This is a genomic window from Bacillus sp. ISL-77, assembly GCF_018613105.1.
The window spans coordinates 1-18,902 of the sequence record NZ_JAGGQY010000007.1; the positions used below are offsets into that span (position 1 = coordinate 1).

Sequence of the window (18,902 nt, forward strand, 5' to 3'; positions counted from 1 at the left end):
GTCACGTAGAGAGGTTCTACGTAACCGAAATCGAAGCAAAAGAGAGCTTCCGGTCACATAGAAGGTTTATCTATACCTAAAGAGTTGTTACATAGAAAGTGAGGATACAAGATGCGTTTTGATGAGGCTTATTCAGGGAATGTATTTATTAAGAGTCATCCAAATTTTGAGGAGAGTCAGGTTGTTCTGTACGGGATGCCGATGGATTGGACGGTTAGTTATCGTCCGGGGTCACGGTTTGGTCCGGCCCGTATCCGTGAGGTGTCGATTGGTTTAGAGGAGTATAGCGCTTATCTTGACCGGGAGCTGGAAGATATTAAGTACTACGATGCAGGCGATATTCCGCTACCATTCGGGAATCCACAAAAGAGCATTGACATCATTGAAGATTTTGTTGACCAAGTCCTTGCTGCCGGCAAGTTCCCGCTAGGCATGGGCGGCGAGCATCTGGTCTCTTGGCCGGTCATGAAAGCTATGTATAAAAAGTATCCGGATCTAGCGATTATCCATTTTGATGCCCACACCGATTTACGTGAGCAATATGAAGGCGAACCGTTGTCGCACTCGACCCCGATCCGCAAAATTGCGGAACATATTGGGCCGAGTAACGTATATTCGTTCGGAATCCGTTCAGGGATGAAGGAAGAGTTTGAGTGGGCGAAGCAAAACGGGATGCATATTTCGAAGTTCGAAGTGCTTGAGCCATTAAAAGAAATCCTGCCGACACTTGCCGGACGTCCGGTCTATGTCACGATTGACATCGATGTCCTTGATCCAGCGCATGCACCTGGCACAGGTACGGTTGATTGCGGCGGGATCACTTCAAAAGAGCTGCTTGCCTCTATTCATGCGATTGCCCGTTCTGAAGTGAACGTTGTCGGCGGGGACCTGGTTGAGGTTGCGCCAATCTACGACCCTTCCGAGCAAACAGCCAATACAGCGAGCAAGTTAATTCGTGAAATGCTGCTTGGCTGGGTGAAATAAATAGAAAAGCGGAAGCGCCTTGCCCAGGGGCGACAGGCATAAGACGAGCCGGCGAGAAGGTTGCTCTTTAACCTTCTTGACGGATTGGCTTATGACCCCGAGCGCCTAGGCGCTGGAGCTAGACAATTTTCAAATTTAAGTTGCCTGACCCTTTTTGAGGGCGGGCATTTTTTGATTTGTTCCCCATCAATGTTTATAATAGAAAAAGTATGCAATAGCGCAGTTAAGTCAATTACTAGGACTAGAACCATTCCAAAGAGTGTTACTGAGTTCCTTTTTAAAAAAGAAAAAAGGAAGTGCGATTTCGTTTGTCTAGTACGGAAATTCCTATGAAAATTAATGTGAAAACGACGATTCATCAGCATGGGGGCAAGGAAGTCTATGAGCTGGCGGTGTTTGGCCGTTATCTGCAAAAAGATGGGGCCTCGTTTCTTAAGTATGAAGAGGTGCAGGATGAGGGCAATGTTCGGACGATTGTGAAGGTGGCTGGGGATGAGGCGCTGATTTTGCGCGGTGGTGCGGTGAAGATGCGTTTGCCGTTTCGCTTGCACAAGAAGCTGCGCGGCAGTTATGAAATGCCGTTTGGTACCTTTGAGACGATGACGCTGGCAAAGTGGATTGAGCATTCGGATGGCTTGATTGATATCCTTTATGATTTTACGATGCAGGGCTCGCATGCCGGTACATACCATTTGGAAATTACCTTTCAGGAGGATAAACATGAACATAGTTGAACAAGTTCAAAGTAAGTTAAAGGAAGAGATTCGCGCGGCGGTGCTGAAGGCGGGTCTGGCAACGGAGGAGCAGATTCCTGCTGTTGTTCTTGAAACGCCGAAGGAGAAGGTGCACGGTGATTATTCGACGAATATGGCGATGCAGCTGACTCGTGTTGCGAAGAAGGCGCCAAGAGTGATTGCGGAAGCATTGATTGAGAATATAGACCGCTCAAAGGCTTCGATTGAAAAAATTGAACTGGCGGGGCCGGGGTTTATTAATTTTTATATGAATAATAGTTATTTAACGGAGCTGATTCCGACTGTTCTAAAGGCTGGTGAGCGGTACGGTGAGACCACGGTTGGCGGCAACGAGAAAATAATGGTGGAGTTCGTGTCTGCCAATCCAACGGGTGACTTGCACCTGGGTCATGCCCGCGGTGCAGCGGTCGGCGATTCGTTATGTAACATTTTGGACAAAGCGGGCTATGATGTTTCGCGTGAGTACTATATTAATGACGCTGGGAACCAGATTAATAATCTGGCACTGTCGGTGGAAGCACGGTATTTCCAGGCACTTGGTTTGGAAAAAGAAATGCCGGAGGGCGGCTACCATGGTGCTGATATTATTGGCATTGGGAAAACTTTGGCTGAAGAATTTGGAGACAAGTATGTGCATGTTTCCGTTGAAAAGCGCCAGGAATTTTTCCGTGAGTACGGTCTGAAATATGAAATGGCGAAGTTGAAGCAGGACCTTGAGGATTTCCGCGTTGGCTTTGATGTGTGGTACTCGGAAACGTCTCTTTATAAAAATGGAAAAATTGATGAGGCGTTGGCCGCATTGCGGGCGAGCGGTTATGTGTATGAGGAAGACGGTGCGACTTGGCTCCGCTCGACCGATTTCGGCGATGACAAGGACCGTGTGTTAATTAAGCAGGATGGATCGTATACGTATTTGACGCCGGATATTGCTTACCATAAGGACAAGTTGGGCCGCGGTTTTGAGAAGTTGATTAATATTTGGGGTGCGGATCACCATGGCTATATTCCAAGGATGAAGGCGGCGATTCAGGCGCTCGGGTTTAGCCGCGAGGCGCTTGAGGTGGAAATCATTCAGTTGGTTCACCTTTATAAAAATGGCGAGAAGATGAAGATGAGTAAACGGACCGGGAAAGCGGTCACGATGCGTGATTTGGTTGATGAGGTCGGCCTCGATGCGACGCGTTATTTCTTTGCGATGCGCAGCTCGGATACACATATGGATTTTGATTTGGATTTAGCTGTGTCGGAGTCGAATGAAAATCCGGTTTATTATGCTCATTATGCCCATGCACGGATTTCTAGTATTCTGCGTTCGGGTGAGGAGCAGGGTGTTCGCGTTGATGCGGATGCAGATTTTTCGTTAGTAGCATCGGAAAAGGAAATGGATTTATTGAAGAAGCTTGGTGAGTTCCCGTTGGCTGTTGGCGAGGCCGCACAGAAGCGCGTCCCGCACCGGATTACGAACTATATCTTTGATTTAGCGTCGACGTTCCACAGTTTTTATAATGCGGAAAAGGTGCTCGACCTTGATAATGTAGAGCGCACTAAGGCGCGCCTCGCGTTGGTGCGAGCGGTGCAGATTACACTCCGTAATGCGCTGGCGTTGATTGGCGTTTCTGCTCCGGAAAAAATGTAATTTCTCAGCTCCCTTACATGGTTAAGGGGGCTTTTTTTATTGTGGATGTTGTTATTGTTGTGTGAATATTCGGAATTATGAGGAGTGGACAGTAAACTTTTAATAATGGACAGTAAACTGGAAAAAGTGGACAGTAAGTTGATTAAAGTCGACAATAAATCGGAGAGTTGGACAGTAAACTAAGTAAACTGGACAGTAAAGGATCAAAACCTGACAGTAACTTGAAAAACAGGAAAAATTTATCTGGGTAAACTTGTCCATATTTATGAATATTACCTAATAAAAGGCAAATACTAGTAGGGAACTTTGAGCGAGGAGTGGATGAAGCGGATGAATGTGGGAAGAGCAAAGGAAATCGTCGAATCTGCCGATATGTTTAATGTCACTTACGAGGGGACGCCTGTGATCATTCAACATGTCGATGAGGCCACACAAGTGGCGCGAATATACTCAAGAACGGACCCCGATAATGAACGGGAAGTTCCTGTTTTAAACTTAATTGAGGAATAGAAAAGAGTCTTCGAAGTCGTTCGAAGACTTTTTTCTATTGTGTCTAGCCCAAGGACCCAGCGGCTAGTCTATTTCACCTCAACAGCACCGCCGCTGACCCGTTTAAAGCCGCGGATCCGGCTGAGATCTTCGATTAATTTCAGAGCGGCTTGATCCTTTGCTTTGGCCTCAATCATGAAATCAATATCCACACCGACTTCGCGCAGCATTTTCAAAAAAGGCATGATAAATTCAGGGTCAACAAAATCAGCGTGGGAGCGGAATTCCTTTTCGTTTTTGGGGGAGGAAATATGTACCTTCGGGATGTGGTGTGCATGCTTCCACGTCTGAAAAATCCTCGGCAGCAAATCCTCAAGTGCGGTTTCACACAGATTGGCGATATGGTGATGATAATCGAATACAAATGGTATCGTTTCCTTTTCACAGGCGGCTAACGTTTCTTCAGCATTATACGTTTTATCATCATTTTCCAGCGTCATCACGCGTTTAATCGGCGCTGGCAGCTTGGTTAAGTTTTGATGGAATCGTGGTAAAGTTTCCCGTTTATCACCATAAGCACCACCGATATGGATATTAATCAGTCCTTCCTGCTCCAGTCCCATCGCTTCAAACATTCGATAATGGTAGCTCATGTCGATCACGGCATTGTCGGTAATTTTCGTTTGCGATGAGGTAAACAAGGTAAATTGATTCGGATGAAAACTCACCCTCAGCCCTTTCCTTTTAACCAGTTCACCTATTTCCTGCCACACCAAGCGAAAGGGGGTCACAAAGTCCCAGTTCACTTCGGGATGGGTCGCTAGCGGGACAATCGAACTAGACATTCGATACAATTCAAGTTGATGAGCAATATTGTAGTAGAGCATCCTGAGGGTGTGGTCCAGATTTTGCTTTGTCACATCAAGCAATTTTTCCTGCCGTTCCTCGGGGCTTAACTGCTGATAGCGAGTAAATGTCAGCGTTTTAGCGGGCGAAGCATCCCATAAGCTAATCGCATGTGAAACATACCCAAACCGAATCTTCATAGACAAACTCCTTTTTTATAAAAAATAGGAAACGGCCGCAGCAATGCCTTCTTTGATGGTGCGGACAGGGTTCGGTTTGTTAAGTTCAGCTAATGTCAGAGGTTCTGAGTCATCGATGTCCTTTTTGAGAATATCCATCAAGCGCTCGATAAAGGCTGGGTCATAAATATAGCAATTGATTTCCTTGTTTAAATACATGCTTCGTTTATCAAAATTGGCGGTGCCGATATCGCAGAGTTTGTCATCAATGACGATTGTTTTGGCATGGTAAAAACCCTTTTTATATTGATACACTGCCGCCCCCGCTCGAATCAGCTTCCGTAAATAACGGAACGAAGCCTCTTGGACAAGCAGATGGTCAGCGGTATACGGGACGATGATGGAAAGCTGAACCCCTCGTTTTATGGCTTCAAGTAACTCGGCCAAAATCTTAGGACATGGAATAAAGTATGGAGTGCCAATGATCATCGAATGGGTTGCTTTTTGAATCAGACGAAGATAATTTTGCTCTAATTGATTGGCTTCCGTTGGAACAAACTGATGGCGGACAGGACCATCAGCCAGGGTCGGAAAATAGGCCGGATTCCCCATGATATCTTCCCCCGCATACTCGTGCCAATCAAACAGAAACTCACTTTGCAAAAAATTAACGCTCTGGCCGGTGATTTTTAAATGGTAATCGCGCCAGATCCCCAAGGAAGGCTCTTCGTCAATATATTCCTTCCCTACGTTAAAACCGCCGAGATACCCAATTTCCCCGTCAATAATCGTGACCTTGCGGTGATTCCGAATCTGCGAAGAATAAAAAAGGAAGGGAAGCTTGATTGTATTGCTAAAAGCAAATCGAACTCCCGCCTTCTGCAACGCCTTAACAGCCGCCTTCTTCACCTTCCAGCTGCCAAGCCGGTCAATAAGAAGCCGAACTTCGACCCCGGCCCGTGCCTTTTCTTTTAAAATAGAGAAAAACTCCTGACTAATCGCATCGTCTTTAACAATATAAAATAGCACATGAATATGCTTTTTCGCGTTCCGCAGTTCATGGAAATAGTCGGCGAATAACTTCTTTCCGTGGGTGAAAATATCAAAATTTCCATGTATGATGGCTGTTTCTCTTCGACTGACAATGGAAAGATGCTTCCTTTTACCTAAGATAAAATCTAATACAAGCCATAGAATGATGAAAAATAGGACTACGCTCGAAAAGAGTGCAAACGTCATCAGAATTCTTTCCTCCAATCAGTTTTGTTAGTTTTTCCGAAAGCGTTCATTTCTATAAGTTAGAGAAACTTTTCAAAAACTATTTGACTGAATGCTCATTCATAATATAATAGAGTTAAGTGTAGATTCTGAAAATTAATTATTTTCTAGAAGTTATCGGAAAGGGGCATTTGTATGAATGGTTTACTCTGGGTCAACCTGATTGCATTTCTTGCTGTAACCGCTTACGCAGTCAGTCTGTTTGTGTATGTCGTCAAAACCCGAATTGAATTTATTAAACTCGGGAAAAAGGTTGAGTTTGATAACAATGTGAAAGAGCGGCTTCAAAAAATTTGGGTCAATGTGTTTGGCCAAAAGAAACTGCTGAAGGATAAGAAAAGCGGGATCATGCACGTCATGTTCTTCTACGGCTTTATTCTGGTCCAATTTGGCGCGATTGATTTTATTATCAAAGGGATTAAACCTGGGGCACATTTGCCGCTTGGACCTCTTTATGCAGGGTTCACTTTTTTCCAAGAGCTTGTCACACTGATGATCTTAGTGGCTGTCATTTGGGCTTTTTATCGCCGCTATGTGGAAAAATTAGTCCGCCTAAAGCGGAACTTCAAATCCGGTCTTGTCCTTATATTTATTGGTGGTTTAATGCTTTCTGTTTTACTTGGTAACGGAATGGGTCTGATCTGGCACGGGGAAGAGGCTTCATGGACAGAACCGGTAGCCTCGACGATTTCGCTGATCTTTTCAGGGATAAATGAAACCGCCTCCATTGTAATTTTCTACATCGCTTGGTGGGCACACCTATTGTTCCTGTTAACGTTTTTAGTATACGTACCGCAGTCCAAGCATGCCCACTTAATTGCGGGACCAGCGAATGTTTATTTTAACCGGTTAGATAAACCAGGAAAGTTGAAAAAAGTTGATTTTGAAGATGAATCCCAAGAAACGTTTGGGGTTGGAAAAATAGAAGACTTTACGCAGCACCAAATGATCGATTTTTATGCTTGTGTTGAATGCGGCCGCTGTACGAATATGTGTCCGGCAACGGGAACAGGTAAAATGCTGTCACCGATGGACTTAATTGTCAAACTTCGTGACCACTTGACGAATCACGGTGCTGTGGTTACCTCGAAACAGCCGTGGGTGCCAACGATTGCATTTGCGAATACAAAGGGAAATCAACTGGCGCTTGCATCTGCAGGTCAAGGCGCACAGGAATCCGCTGCTACCCTTGCTTATAGCCCAAGCTTGATTGGCGATGTCATTACCGAAGAAGAAATTTGGGCATGTACAACGTGCCGGAATTGTGAAGACCAATGTCCAGTCATGAATGAGCATGTCGATAAAATTATTGACTTGCGCCGTTATTTGGTTTTAACCGAAGGGAAATTGGATGCGGATGCCCAGCGTGCGATGACGAATATTGAACGCCAAGGCAATCCATGGGGCTTGAACCGAAAGGAACGTGAAACTTGGCGCGAGGCCCGCGAAGATGTTCATGTGCCAACTGTGAAAGAGATGAATAAAGCCGGCGAAGAATTTGAATACCTTTTCTGGGTAGGCGCCATGGGCTCTTACGATAGCCGCAGCCAAAAGATTGCCTTATCGTTTGCGAAGCTGCTGAACGAAGCAGGCGTGAAATTTGCGATTCTTGGCAACAAAGAGAAAAATTCTGGTGACACACCACGTCGTCTCGGCAATGAATTCTTGTTCCAAGACCTGGCAGCGAAGAATATTGAGGAATTTGAAAAAGCAGAGGTCAAGAAAATCGTCACGATTGACCCGCATGCTTATAATATTTTCAAAAATGAATACCCTGATTTTGGCTTAAAGGATGTCGAAGTGTTCCATCATACCGAGGTTCTTTATGAGTTAGTTCGCGATGGCAAGCTCGTGCCGAAACACTCGGTCGATGAAACGATCACTTTCCATGATTCTTGTTACTTAGGCCGTTACAATGATGTCTATGATGCACCACGTGAGATTCTTAAATCTATTCCGGGCGTGAAGTTGATTGAAATGGAGCGGAACAGAGAGAAGGCGATGTGCTGTGGTGCTGGCGGCGGTTTGATGTGGATGGAGGAAGAAACCGGACACCGCATTAACGTGGCTAGGACCGAGCAGGCCCTGGCAGTTAATCCGTCGGTGATCAGTTCAGGCTGTCCGTATTGCTTAACGATGCTGTCAGATGGTACGAAGGCAAAAGAAGTGGAAGAAAAGGTTTCGACTTACGATGTGGCCGAGCTGCTTGAAAAAGCGGTTTGCGGGGAAGTGGCTTAGTTTTTAATGGGGAGCAGGAGTTCGATTTGTTTACATATTCATAAAATTTTTAAAATTTCGTGTAAAACAATTCAACTTCTGCTCTTTTTTATGTAGAATAAAGTATATGGATAAAAACGCTTACATTAACATTTTTTGAAAAAAGCAGGAGCCTGCGTTTCTTTTTTGGTTCCTACCCGAGCGAGCGTTCAGTCGCCGCGATTTTTTTTACAAAAGTTTGACTGAATATTAAGAAAAGGGAGAGTGTTTTGATTGGGAAGAACGGTCATTTTAAGCGGGGTTAGAACGCCTTTTGGAAAATTAGGGGGAACATTAAGCAGCTTTACTGCCTCCCAACTAGGGGGAATTGCCGTAAACGAGGCATTAGTTCGTGCTGAAATGAAGCCTGAAGACGTACAGGAAGTCATTCTTGGAACTGTTTTACAAGGGGGACAGGGGCAGATTCCATCGCGCCAAGCAGTGCATCACGCCGGATTACCGTGGGAAGTGAAAACCGAAACGATCAATAAGGTTTGTGCGTCTGGGATGCGCAGTGTCACCTTGGCAGACCAAATCATCCGTGCTGGCGATGAAGAAGTGATTGTTGCAGGCGGAATGGAATCGATGAGCAATGCACCATATGTTTTACCAAAAGCACGCTGGGGCTTCCGAATGGGTGACGCGCAGGTCAAAGATTTAATGATTCATGATGGGTTAACCTGCAGCTTTACCGGCGCTCACATGGGCACTTACGGCAACGTAGCGGCTGCCGATATGGAAATTAGCCGGGAAGCACAGGACGAGTGGGCATTGCGAAGCCACAAGCGCGCGATTGCTGCAATGGAGAGCGGGAAATTTGCGGAAGAAATCGTATCGGTTGAGGTTCCACAACGAAAGGGTGCACCACTTGTTGTGGAGAATGATGAATCACCGCGTAAAGACACATCGATTGAACGGTTATCTAAATTAGCACCAGTATTTAATTCAACCGGCACGATTACAGCTGGAAATGCCCCAGGAGTCAACGACGGAGCAGCAGCCCTCGTGTTAATGAGTGAAGAGCGTGCAATTCGTGAAGGCAGGCAGGCGGAAGCTGTGATTATCGGCCATGCGGCGGTCGCTGTGGAAGCGAAGGATTTCCCGAAAACACCGGGACTTGTTATTAATGAGTTGTTACGAAAAACAGGGAAAACGTTGGCGGAAATAGATTTATTTGAAATCAATGAGGCCTTCGCTGCAGTTGCCTTAGTGAGCGGGAAAATTGCTGGGCTAGATCCAGAAAAAGTCAATGTCAATGGCGGTGCGGTTGCCTTAGGTCATCCGATTGGTGCCAGCGGGGCGCGCATTATCCTTACGTTAATGCATGAATTAAAGCGCCGCGGCGGCGGAATTGGGATTGCTGCAATTTGCAGCGGCGGCGGCCAAGGGGATGCCGTGATGATCGAGGTTCCGAAGGGCTGATCTCTAGGGTGAGATTTTAATTTGATTAATAGGAGTCGTGTTTCAACGGAGGGTTCCTAAAAGCTAACTTTTGGAGTTAGTTTTTTCCAAATAATGTCTAATTGCACAAAACAGTTGAATTTTGGCACAAAACCATTCAAAAATGGCACAAAACCATCGGGAAATGGCACAAAACCTTGTCGGAATGGCACAAAACACATAGAAACTCGTACAAAACACCTGAGATAACTCGAAAAGCTTGTTTGAAAAAACACAAAACACCTGAGATGGTACAAAAGCTTGTTTGAAAAAACAAAAAGCACCTGAGATGACTCAAAAGTACTCTTAAAATAACACAAAACCGATGTAAAAATAGACAAAAACATAAAAAATCTAGGTCGGACTTGTTCCGGCCTTACTTCGGAGGGGAAAAAATGAAGATTTCAAAGCTTATGGTGATCGGTGCAGGACAAATGGGCTCAGGGATTGCTCAAGTTTGTGCCCAAGCGGGATACACGGTCATCTTAAATGATCTAAAACCGGAATTGGTGGAACGTGGCTTAGCAGGTATCAATAAAATACTAACACGGAACGTTGACAAAGGGCGCTTAACCAAAGAGCAAAAACAGGAAGTTCTCAGCAACATTACCACTTCAACCGACCTAAATGATGCCAGTGACGTCGATCTTGTCATCGAGGCTGCCGTTGAAAATATGGACATCAAAACAAAAATCTTTGCCCAACTCGATGACATTACCCCAGCACATACGATACTAGCAAGCAATACCTCATCACTGCCAATCACCGAAATTGCGGCGGCAACCAAGCGTCCGGAAAAAGTCATCGGCATGCACTTCATGAACCCAGTTCCAGTCATGAAGCTCGTCGAAATCATCCGCGGTCTTGCGACTGCTGACGAAGTGTACCAAGTTATTGAAGATATGACTAAAACCTTAAGCAAGGTACCGGTTGAAGTCAATGATTTCCCTGGTTTTGTCTCGAACCGAATTCTGATGCCAATGATCAATGAAGCCATTTATACGCTTTACGAGGGCGTGGCTACGAAGGAAGCGATCGACGAAGTCATGAAACTCGGCATGAACCACCCCATGGGACCGTTAACCTTAGCGGATTTTATCGGCTTAGATACATGCTTGTACATTATGGAAACGCTTCACCAAGGCTTTGGTGACGACAAATACCGTCCCTGCCCGCTCCTCCGCAAATATGTGAAAGCAGGCTGGCTCGGCAAGAAAACAGGACGCGGTTTTTATACATACCAATAAACATAGTTTCTTCGAAAAAGGGGTCGTGATGATGATGAGTACCACGATATTAGATTCCTCCAAAGGGGAGACCACCATGAATCTTTCATTCACCGAAGAGCAAGAAATGATGCGAAAAATGGTTCGCGATTTTGCCAACAGCGAAATTGCACCGTTTATTGAAAAGATGGAAAGAGGCGAATTCCCGCGCGAAATCCTCCGCAAAATGGGCGAACTTGGCCTGATGGGAATTCCTGTACCTGAAAAATACGGTGGAGCCGCGATGGACTTCACCTCCTATATCCTAGCGATTCATGAGCTTTCCAAGGTAAGTGCGACGGTGGGAGTGATTCTATCAGTCCATACCTCGGTCTGCACCAACCCGATCGTCTATTTCGGCTCAGAAGAACAGAAAAAGAAGTATGTGCCGAAGCTTGCTTCAGGGGAATACCTTGGTGCTTTTTGCTTAACCGAGCCAAGTTCCGGTTCCGATGCCGCCAGCTTAAAATCCCGTGCGGTCAAGAAGGGTGATCATTACGTCATCAATGGCTCAAAGGTGTTCATTACGAACGGCGGCGAGGCCGATGTCTATATTGTTTTTGCCAAAACGAATCCGGAACAGGGCAGCAAGGGTATTTCTGCGTTTATTGTTGAAAAAAATACCCCTGGCTTTATCGTCGGTAAGGATGAGAAGAAAATGGGCTTACATGGTTCGAGAACTGTCCAGCTCACGTTCGAGGACATGCAAGTTCCAGCAGAGAACCTTCTCGGCGTCGAAGGCGAAGGCTTTAAAATCGCCATGGCGAACCTGGATGTCGGCCGCATCGGAATTGCGACCCAAGCACTGGGGATTGCGGAGGCCGCACTGTCAGCCGCAACCACCTATGCCCAAGACCGCCAGCAATTTGGCAAGCCGATCGCCCGCCAACAAGGGATTGGTTTCAAACTAGCCGACATGGCGACAAGTGTCGAAGCGGCAAAACTATTAGTCTATCGGGCTGCTTATTTACGAACTCATGGGTTGAAATGTACCTTGGAGGCGTCGATGGCGAAATTGTTCGCGACCAAAACAGCGGTCGAGGTAACAACCGAAGCGATCCAAGTATTTGGCGGTTACGGCTATACCGAAGATTATCCGGTTGAACGCTATTTCCGTGACGCGAAAATAACCGAAATTTATGAAGGCACGAGTGAAATTCAACGGATTGTGATTAGTAAGCATCTTTAAAGAAAAGCGGAAGCGCCTTGCCCAGGCGCTGGAGCTAGACAGTAATCTAAGTTCAAATCTTAATCTTTTAATATATATTCATCCAAATAGGGGGACTTGAAATGAACTTTAAACTTTCTGAAGAACATGAAATGATCCGGAAAATGGTACGGGATTTTGCGCGCAATGAAGTAGCACCGACCGCCGCAGAGCGGGATGAGGAAGAGCGCTTTGACCGCGAGATTTTTGACAAAATGGCGGAGCTTGGCTTAACCGGGATTCCGTGGCCGGAAGAATACGGCGGGATTGGCAGCGATTATCTTGCTTACTGTATTGCCGTTGAGGAGCTGTCGCGTGTTGATGCATCGACAGGCGTGATGCTCTCCGCCCATACTTCTCTAGCCGGCTGGCCGATTTATAAATTTGGCAGTGAGGAGCAAAAGCAAACCTATCTGCGCCCATTGGCAGAAGGAACCAAAATTGGCGCGTACGGCTTAACAGAGCCGGGCAGCGGTTCAGATGCAGGCGGGATGAGAACAACCGCACGCCTAGAAGGAGATCACTATGTCCTCAATGGTTCGAAAATCTTTATTACAAACGGCGGCGTGGCCGACATTTATGTCGTGTTTGCACTAACCGATCCAACAAGTAAACAAAGAGGAACGACCGCGTTTATTATCGAGAGCGACTTCCCAGGCTTCTCGGTTGGAAAAAAGGAAAAGAAACTCGGCATTCGTTCCTCACCAACAACAGAAATTATTTTTGAAGATTGCAAGGTTCCTGTTGCCAATCGACTCGGCGCAGAAGGCGAAGGCTTTAAAATTGCAATGCAGACGCTTGATGGCGGCCGCAACGGCATCGCTGCGCAAGCCGTGGGAATTGCTCAAGGGGCGCTCGATGCTGCCGTGGATTATGCAAAGGAACGCCATCAATTTGGTAAACCAATCGTCGCCAATCAAGGAATCGGCTTTAAGCTGGCGGATATGGCAACCGGGATTGAGGCATCGAGATTATTAACCTATCAAGCCGCATGGCTGGAGTCACAAGGTCTGCCGTACGGCAAGGAGTCAGCGATGTCCAAGTTATTTGCTGGCGATACAGCGATGAAGGTAACAACCGAGGCCGTACAAGTTTTTGGCGGGTATGGCTATACAAAGGATTATCCTGTTGAGCGATTTATGCGCGATGCAAAAATCACGCAAATTTACGAGGGAACGCAAGAAATTCAACGCCTCGTTATCTCACGGATGATCACGAAATAAGGCGGTTAGAGCATGATGAAAAAGCGGGAAGTACTGGCTTCTGTAAAGGATGAACGCCTGGTTCAGAAAAGGCGTGATCAAATGATCAAAGGGGCCGTCAGCCTTTTTAAGGAAAAGGGATTTCATCGGACGACAACAAGGGAAATCGCGAAAGCGGCCGGTTTTAGCATCGGGACACTTTATGAGTACATCCGCTCCAAGGAAGACGTCCTTTATCTCGTATGCGACAGTATCTATGATCATGTTCGCGAGCGCCTCGAGCAGGATCTCGAGCAGAAAAAGGGCACGCTTTTGAGCCTGAAGATGGGTGTCCGTCATTATTTCCGAGTGATTGATGAGATGCAGGATGAGGTTCTTGTCATGTATCAAGAAGCCAAATCGCTGACGAAGGATGCCCTTCCCTATGTACTGAAAAAAGAAATGGAAATGGCGGCGATGTTTGAGAGCTTGATCACAAGGTGCGTCGACAATGGCGAGCTGCAGTTATCAGAAAAGCAGATCGAATTGATTTCCCATAACATTATTGTTGAGGGCCAAATGTGGGCGTTCCGCCGCTGGGCGCTGCAAAAATTATATACACTTGATGAATACATTGAACTGCAAACCGATCAATTATTTCACGGCATTCATTCGTCCACACAAGCAAGGTCGTAATGCTAGACGTATGGCGAACAGTGAATGGAGTTCATTTTTATAAAATGTTTTGAAACGGCTAAAAGTAGATGCGTTTATTTTTATAAAAATAGTTTAAAAGGAGGACTACGATGGGGAATTATCAGCCGAAGCATCATATTCGCTTTGTCACGGCTTCGAGTTTGTTTGACGGGCATGATGCTTCCATCAATATTATGAGGCGTATTCTTCAGGCAAGCGGGGCCGAGGTCATTCATCTTGGCCATAATCGCTCGGTTGAGGAGGTTGTGAACGCGGCGATTCAGGAGGATGTGCAGGGGATTGCGATTTCTTCGTATCAAGGCGGTCATGTTGAATACTTTAAATATATGTACGATTTACTGAAGGAAAAAGGGGCGCCGAACATCCGCATTTATGGCGGCGGCGGCGGTGTGATTATCCCGCGGGAAATAAATGAGCTGCATGAGTACGGGATTGCGTGGATTTTTTCACCGGAAGATGGCCGGAAGTTAGGGCTTCAAGGGATGATTGACCGGATGATGGAGGAGTGCGATTTTGCGACGGTTCCGCTGGATGTGGCTGAACAAATGGAGAAGCTTCCGACGGGTGATGTGAATGCGGTGGCGAAGTTGATCACCTTGGCAGAACTTCATGTTGATAAACGGAACGAGGCGGCGGCAACGGTTGAGCAGGTGCTTGACCAAGTAAAGTCACTGGAGAAGCGGATTCCAGTCGTCGGAATCACGGGTACGGGCGGAGCCGGAAAAAGTTCCTTGACCGATGAATTGATCCGCCGCTTTATTAATGAATTGCCGGATAAAAAGGTGGCGATTCTGTCGGTGGATCCAACCAAGCAAAAGACGGGCGGTGCGCTGTTAGGGGACCGGATCCGCATGAATGCGATTTTTTCGCCGAATGTGTATATGCGCAGTCTGGCGACAAGGCATTCGAAAAGTGAATTATCACTGGCGATCAGCGATGCGGTTGCCGTAACGAAGGCTGCTGGCTTTGACCTCGTGATTGTCGAAACGAGCGGGATTGGCCAGGGGGATGCGGAAATCACGGAGATTTGCGATGTTTCCTTGTACGTGATGACGAGTGAATTTGGAGCGCCGTCCCAGCTTGAAAAGATTGATATGATTGATTTTGCTGACCTGATTGTCATTAATAAGTTTGAGCGCAAGGGCTCGGAGGATGCGAGGCGTCAGGTGCAAAAGCAGTACCAGCGGAGCCATATGCTGTTTGAAAAAGACATCGATGATATGCCGGTTTATGGAACGATTGCGAGCCAGTTCAATGACCTGGGCACGAATGCATTGTTCGCGGCCTTGATTGAAAAAATTAATGACAAAATGGGCACGGGCTGGGTGACTTCTTTTAGTAAAAATGCCCTTGTGGAGAAGCAAAATGTGATTATCCCAACCGACCGTCGTTATTATTTACGTGAAATATCCGAAACGGTGCGCGGTTATCATAAGAAAGCTGAAGAACAGGCGAATATTGCCCGGAAGTTATTTCAGTTAGAAGGGGCGATCGAAGCGGTAAGCGCTGCGGCGGCGATTGCTGCTTTAGAAGTGGTGAAGCAAGAAACCGAGGCGCGTCTGACACCAGAATCACGGAAAATTCTTGATTCGTGGGCACAGACAAAGGCGGACTATTCTGCCGATAAGTTTGTGACAAGGATTCGTGATAAAGAGATTATCACGGTGTTAAAAGCGAAAAGCCTTTCAGGACTCGACATTCCGAAAGTGGTGCTTCCGAGGTATAAGGATTATGGTGAAATTCTGCGCTGGGTCTACCAGGAAAATGTGCCGGGTTCGTTCCCGTATACGGCGGGGGTATTCCCGTTCAAGCGTGAGGGGGAAGATCCGAAACGGCAGTTTGCTGGCGAGGGGACACCGGAGCGGACGAATCGCCGCTTCCATTATTTATCGAAGGATGATGAGGCGAAACGGTTAAGTACCGCGTTTGACTCTGTGACGCTTTACGGTGAAGACCCGGATTACCGCCCGGATATTTTCGGGAAAATCGGGGAGAGCGGCGTCAATGTTTGTACTCTAAATGATATGAAAAAGCTATATGCCGGTTTTGACCTGTGCCATCCGTCGACATCGGTTTCGATGACGATTAATGGACCAGCACCGATTATTTTAGCGATGTTTATGAATACAGCGATCGACCAGCAGGTGCAGCGGAAGGAAGCGGAACTTGGCCGTGTGTTAACGGTTGAGGAGTTTGCGGAGGTACGGGCCTATACGTTACGGACGGTGCGCGGTACGGTGCAGGCCGATATTTTAAAAGAAGACCAAGGACAAAATACATGTATTTTTTCAACCGAGTTTGCTCTAAGGATGATGGGTGATATTCAGCAATATTTCATCGAACATCTAGTCCGCAATTATTATTCAGTGTCGATTTCGGGCTATCATATTGCGGAAGCCGGTGCGAATCCGATTTCGCAGCTGGCGTTTACATTGTCAAATGGGTTTACGTATGTGGAATACTATTTAAGCCGCGGCATGAACATTGATGATTTTGCCCCGAACTTATCGTTCTTTTTCTCGAATGGCTTGGATCCAGAATATACGGTGATTGGCCGTGTCGCACGACGAATTTGGGCAACGGTGATGCGCAATAAATACGGCGCCAACGAGCGCAGCCAAAAATTAAAGTACCATGTCCAGACGTCTGGCCGTTCGCTCCATGCGCAGGAAATTGACTTTAATGATATCCGGACGACACTGCAGGCATTAATGGCCCTGCAGGATAACTGTAATTCGCTTCATACAAATGCATATGATGAAGCCATTACGACGCCGACGGAAGAATCAGTACGCCGGGCGATGGCGATTCAGATGATTATTACCAAAGAACATGGTTTAGCGAAAAATGAAAATCCGTTGCAAGGTTCGTTTATTGTCGAGGAGCTAACGGATCTGGTCGAGGAAGCGGTACTACAAGAGTTTGAGCGTTTGAATGACCGCGGCGGTGTGCTTGGTTCGATGGAAACACAGTATCAGCGCGGTAAAATTCAAGATGAATCGATGTACTATGAAATGAAAAAGCATACCGGCGAATTACCGATTATCGGTGTGAATACGTATTTGAACCCGAATCCTCCGTCAGCGGAAGATGTCAACAATATGGAAATAGCGCGCGCATCCTACGAAGAGAAGGAACTGCAGATCGTCAATTTACGTGCCTTCCAGGAAAGTCATGCAGATGCTTCAGGGGCAGCATTGAAGCGCTTAAAAGAGGCCGCCGTCAACAATGGCAATATTTTTGCCGAATTAATGGAAACCGTTAAAGTAGCCAGCCTTGGGCAAATCACGAGAGCCTTGTACGAAGTGGGCGGACAATATCGACGAAATATGTAGAGTACGGTGTCAGGCACCATGTGAATGTTTCACATGGTGCCTGACACCAATTTTTGTAATAAAACTTTTTTTATGAGATATTAATATTTGCGTTAATCTTATATAATCGATTTAGCGTACATACTCCGAGGGTTTTGGGCAGGTGAGCAAATGAAGGTAAGTCATATATTGGTGGTTTTAATTGTTTGTGCCTGGCCATTAAATTATCTCTATCAACGTCAGTTAGGCGCGATTTCGTTCCTGCTGCTAGCAATCTTCTTTCTAGTGATATCTATTAAGGAGATGAAAAAGCAGAAGCAAGCCAAGAAAACGGATAGTGAAAAGGCTCATCCGCAAAAATTCAAGTGAAACAACGACTAGCACTAGCATAAACCGGAAGAATTTGTTTATAATGAAGAATATGTATTTTTAAGAGAAAAACGGAAGCGCCCGTTAGCGAAGTACGCTAGTTGCTGGAGCTGGAGAATTCTCAAGTTTATATTAATCAACCTTATTGCTATGTCCGTTAATCACTCATTTAAGAGTGTTAAATAGAGAAAGGAAGTGCCCATATTGAGTTTAGCACAATACTCAAAAGAGGAATTAAAAGAGTTTTCCCTTATGGAAATGGCTTTTGAATTTTTGAAAAATAGTAAGGAGCCGATTGCCTTTAGTGATCTATTAAAAGAAATTAAGAAGGCATCGGGGATTACTGAGCAAGAAATTCAATCAAGACTTGCACAATTTTACACTGACATAAATGTAGATGGCCGTTTCCTTTCATTAGGAAGTAACCGCTGGGGACTTCGCGTTTGGTATCCAGTTGATACTGCTGAGGAAGAAGTTGTCACCGTTGTGAAGCCTAAGAAGAAAAAGGCGAAGAAGGTTGTCGACGAAGAAGATTTCGATGAAATCGATGAAGTGGAAGAAATTGAAGATGATTTTGATGACTTTGATGATGAAGATGATCTCCTTGACGATGAGGATGATCTTGATATCGACGAAGTAGATGAGTTTGACGAAGACGATGATGATGATGTGATCGAGGATGAGCTCGAGATTGACCTTGATGAAGAAGACGAAGACCTCGATGATGATCTTGAGGAAGAAGAAGTATTCGATGATGAGGAAGAAGTAGAAAAAGATTAATCAACTTGACTTTTTTTGCATGCCCTTGTAGAATCACTTTTGGGCTCCTTAAAAAAGGACGATACGTTATTTACTTATAATACGCTCCCTACCAAGAGTAGGAGAGCGTTTTTTATTGTTCCAAATTTTTTCGGGCGTAAGGAAAATATTTTTTTACAAAAACCCTTAAACAAACTGAATAATGTACAAACTGTATAAGAGGGGGA

General features: G+C 45.8%; 15 protein-coding genes. 13 read left to right on the forward strand and 2 right to left on the reverse strand.

All coding sequences use genetic code 11. The features are described from left to right. Positions 1-111 precede the first annotated feature (111 nt). From speB to J7E77_RS01855, 4 genes are all read left to right on the forward strand, one after another. On the forward strand, positions 112-984 hold the full coding sequence (speB, locus tag J7E77_RS01840) for an agmatinase (RefSeq protein WP_214711983.1): 873 nt from the start codon (positions 112-114) through the stop codon (positions 982-984). Between the two features lie 308 nt (positions 985-1,292). Then, positions 1,293-1,718, forward strand: a complete 426-nt coding sequence (locus J7E77_RS01845; RefSeq protein ID WP_251027971.1) for a YwiB family protein — start codon at positions 1,293-1,295, stop codon at positions 1,716-1,718. Continuing rightward, on the forward strand, positions 1,705-3,375 hold the full coding sequence (gene argS, locus J7E77_RS01850) for an arginine--tRNA ligase (RefSeq protein ID WP_214711984.1): 1,671 nt from the start codon (positions 1,705-1,707) through the stop codon (positions 3,373-3,375). The genes J7E77_RS01845 and argS overlap by 14 nt, the downstream gene beginning before the upstream one ends. 330 nt (positions 3,376-3,705) lie before the next feature. Then, a complete protein-coding gene (locus J7E77_RS01855; RefSeq protein ID WP_088084773.1) occupies positions 3,706-3,885 on the forward strand; it encodes an H-type small acid-soluble spore protein in 180 nt (59 codons plus the stop codon). Between the two features lie 68 nt (positions 3,886-3,953). Here the strand turns inward: J7E77_RS01855 and uvsE are convergent, their stop codons facing one another. Together uvsE and cls are read right to left on the reverse strand one after the other, a co-directional pair. Further along, on the reverse strand, positions 3,954-4,910 hold the full coding sequence (uvsE, locus tag J7E77_RS01860) for a UV DNA damage repair endonuclease UvsE (RefSeq protein WP_214711986.1): 957 nt from the start codon (positions 4,908-4,910) through the stop codon (positions 3,954-3,956). A 15-nt stretch (positions 4,911-4,925) separates the two neighbouring features. Further along, positions 4,926-6,128, reverse strand: coding sequence for a cardiolipin synthase (cls, locus tag J7E77_RS01865; protein ID WP_214711987.1), 1,203 nt, complete (start codon positions 6,126-6,128; stop codon positions 4,926-4,928). Between the two features lie 174 nt (positions 6,129-6,302). Here cls and J7E77_RS01870 point away from each other — a divergent pair, with 174 nt between their 5' ends. The 9 genes from J7E77_RS01870 to rpoE all read left to right on the forward strand — a co-directional run bounded on the left by J7E77_RS01870 (position 6,303) and on the right by rpoE (position 18,696). Then, on the forward strand, positions 6,303-8,405 hold the full coding sequence (locus J7E77_RS01870; protein ID WP_214711988.1) for a (Fe-S)-binding protein: 2,103 nt from the start codon (positions 6,303-6,305) through the stop codon (positions 8,403-8,405). Between the two features lie 252 nt (positions 8,406-8,657). Further along, positions 8,658-9,845, forward strand: coding sequence for an acetyl-CoA C-acetyltransferase (locus J7E77_RS01875; RefSeq protein ID WP_214711989.1), 1,188 nt, complete (start codon positions 8,658-8,660; stop codon positions 9,843-9,845). 413 nt (positions 9,846-10,258) lie between these two features. Continuing rightward, positions 10,259-11,110, forward strand: a complete 852-nt coding sequence (locus tag J7E77_RS01880) for a 3-hydroxybutyryl-CoA dehydrogenase (RefSeq protein ID WP_214712071.1) — start codon at positions 10,259-10,261, stop codon at positions 11,108-11,110. 76 nt (positions 11,111-11,186) lie between these two features. Continuing rightward, positions 11,187-12,317, forward strand: coding sequence for an acyl-CoA dehydrogenase (locus J7E77_RS01885; RefSeq protein ID WP_214712072.1), 1,131 nt, complete (start codon positions 11,187-11,189; stop codon positions 12,315-12,317). A 101-nt stretch (positions 12,318-12,418) separates the two neighbouring features. After that, entirely contained in the window at positions 12,419-13,558 is a 1,140-nt protein-coding gene (locus J7E77_RS01890; RefSeq protein WP_214711990.1) for an acyl-CoA dehydrogenase, read from the forward strand. A gap of 15 nt (positions 13,559-13,573) precedes the next feature. Then, a complete protein-coding gene (locus J7E77_RS01895; RefSeq protein ID WP_214712073.1) occupies positions 13,574-14,212 on the forward strand; it encodes a TetR/AcrR family transcriptional regulator in 639 nt (212 codons plus the stop codon). Positions 14,213-14,322: 110 nt separating this feature from the next. Next, the gene (icmF, locus tag J7E77_RS01900; protein WP_214711991.1) at positions 14,323-17,568 is read left to right on the forward strand and encodes a fused isobutyryl-CoA mutase/GTPase IcmF; all 3,246 of its coding nucleotides are present in this window, start codon (positions 14,323-14,325) and stop codon (positions 17,566-17,568) included. A gap of 150 nt (positions 17,569-17,718) precedes the next feature. Beyond that, complete coding sequence (locus J7E77_RS01905) at positions 17,719-17,916, forward strand: hypothetical protein (protein ID WP_214711993.1); 198 nt, start codon at positions 17,719-17,721, stop codon at positions 17,914-17,916. Between the two features lie 195 nt (positions 17,917-18,111). Then, complete coding sequence (rpoE, locus tag J7E77_RS01910; RefSeq protein ID WP_308160353.1) at positions 18,112-18,696, forward strand: DNA-directed RNA polymerase subunit delta; 585 nt, start codon at positions 18,112-18,114, stop codon at positions 18,694-18,696. The last annotated feature ends 206 nt before the right edge of the window (positions 18,697-18,902 follow it).

What these genes read in the sequence shown, in the direction of transcription:
- J7E77_RS01905 (WP_214711993.1), top strand. Translation starts at nt 17,719, where the DNA reads ATGAAGGTAAGTCATATATTGGTGGTTTTAATTGTTTGTGCCTGGCCA.
- J7E77_RS01870 (WP_214711988.1), top strand. Translation starts at nt 6,303, where the DNA reads ATGAATGGTTTACTCTGGGTCAACCTGATTGCATTTCTTGCTGTAACC.
- J7E77_RS01880 (WP_214712071.1), top strand. Translation starts at nt 10,259, where the DNA reads ATGAAGATTTCAAAGCTTATGGTGATCGGTGCAGGACAAATGGGCTCA.
- J7E77_RS01885 (WP_214712072.1), top strand. Translation starts at nt 11,187, where the DNA reads ATGAATCTTTCATTCACCGAAGAGCAAGAAATGATGCGAAAAATGGTT.
- J7E77_RS01855 (WP_088084773.1), top strand. Translation starts at nt 3,706, where the DNA reads ATGAATGTGGGAAGAGCAAAGGAAATCGTCGAATCTGCCGATATGTTT.
- argS (WP_214711984.1), top strand. Translation starts at nt 1,705, where the DNA reads ATGAACATAGTTGAACAAGTTCAAAGTAAGTTAAAGGAAGAGATTCGC.
- speB (WP_214711983.1), top strand. Translation starts at nt 112, where the DNA reads ATGCGTTTTGATGAGGCTTATTCAGGGAATGTATTTATTAAGAGTCAT.
- icmF (WP_214711991.1), top strand. Translation starts at nt 14,323, where the DNA reads ATGGGGAATTATCAGCCGAAGCATCATATTCGCTTTGTCACGGCTTCG.
- cls (WP_214711987.1), bottom strand. Translation starts at nt 6,128, where the DNA reads ATGACGTTTGCACTCTTTTCGAGCGTAGTCCTATTTTTCATCATTCTA.
- J7E77_RS01895 (WP_214712073.1), top strand. Translation starts at nt 13,574, where the DNA reads ATGAAAAAGCGGGAAGTACTGGCTTCTGTAAAGGATGAACGCCTGGTT.
- uvsE (WP_214711986.1), bottom strand. Translation starts at nt 4,910, where the DNA reads ATGAAGATTCGGTTTGGGTATGTTTCACATGCGATTAGCTTATGGGAT.
- J7E77_RS01890 (WP_214711990.1), top strand. Translation starts at nt 12,419, where the DNA reads ATGAACTTTAAACTTTCTGAAGAACATGAAATGATCCGGAAAATGGTA.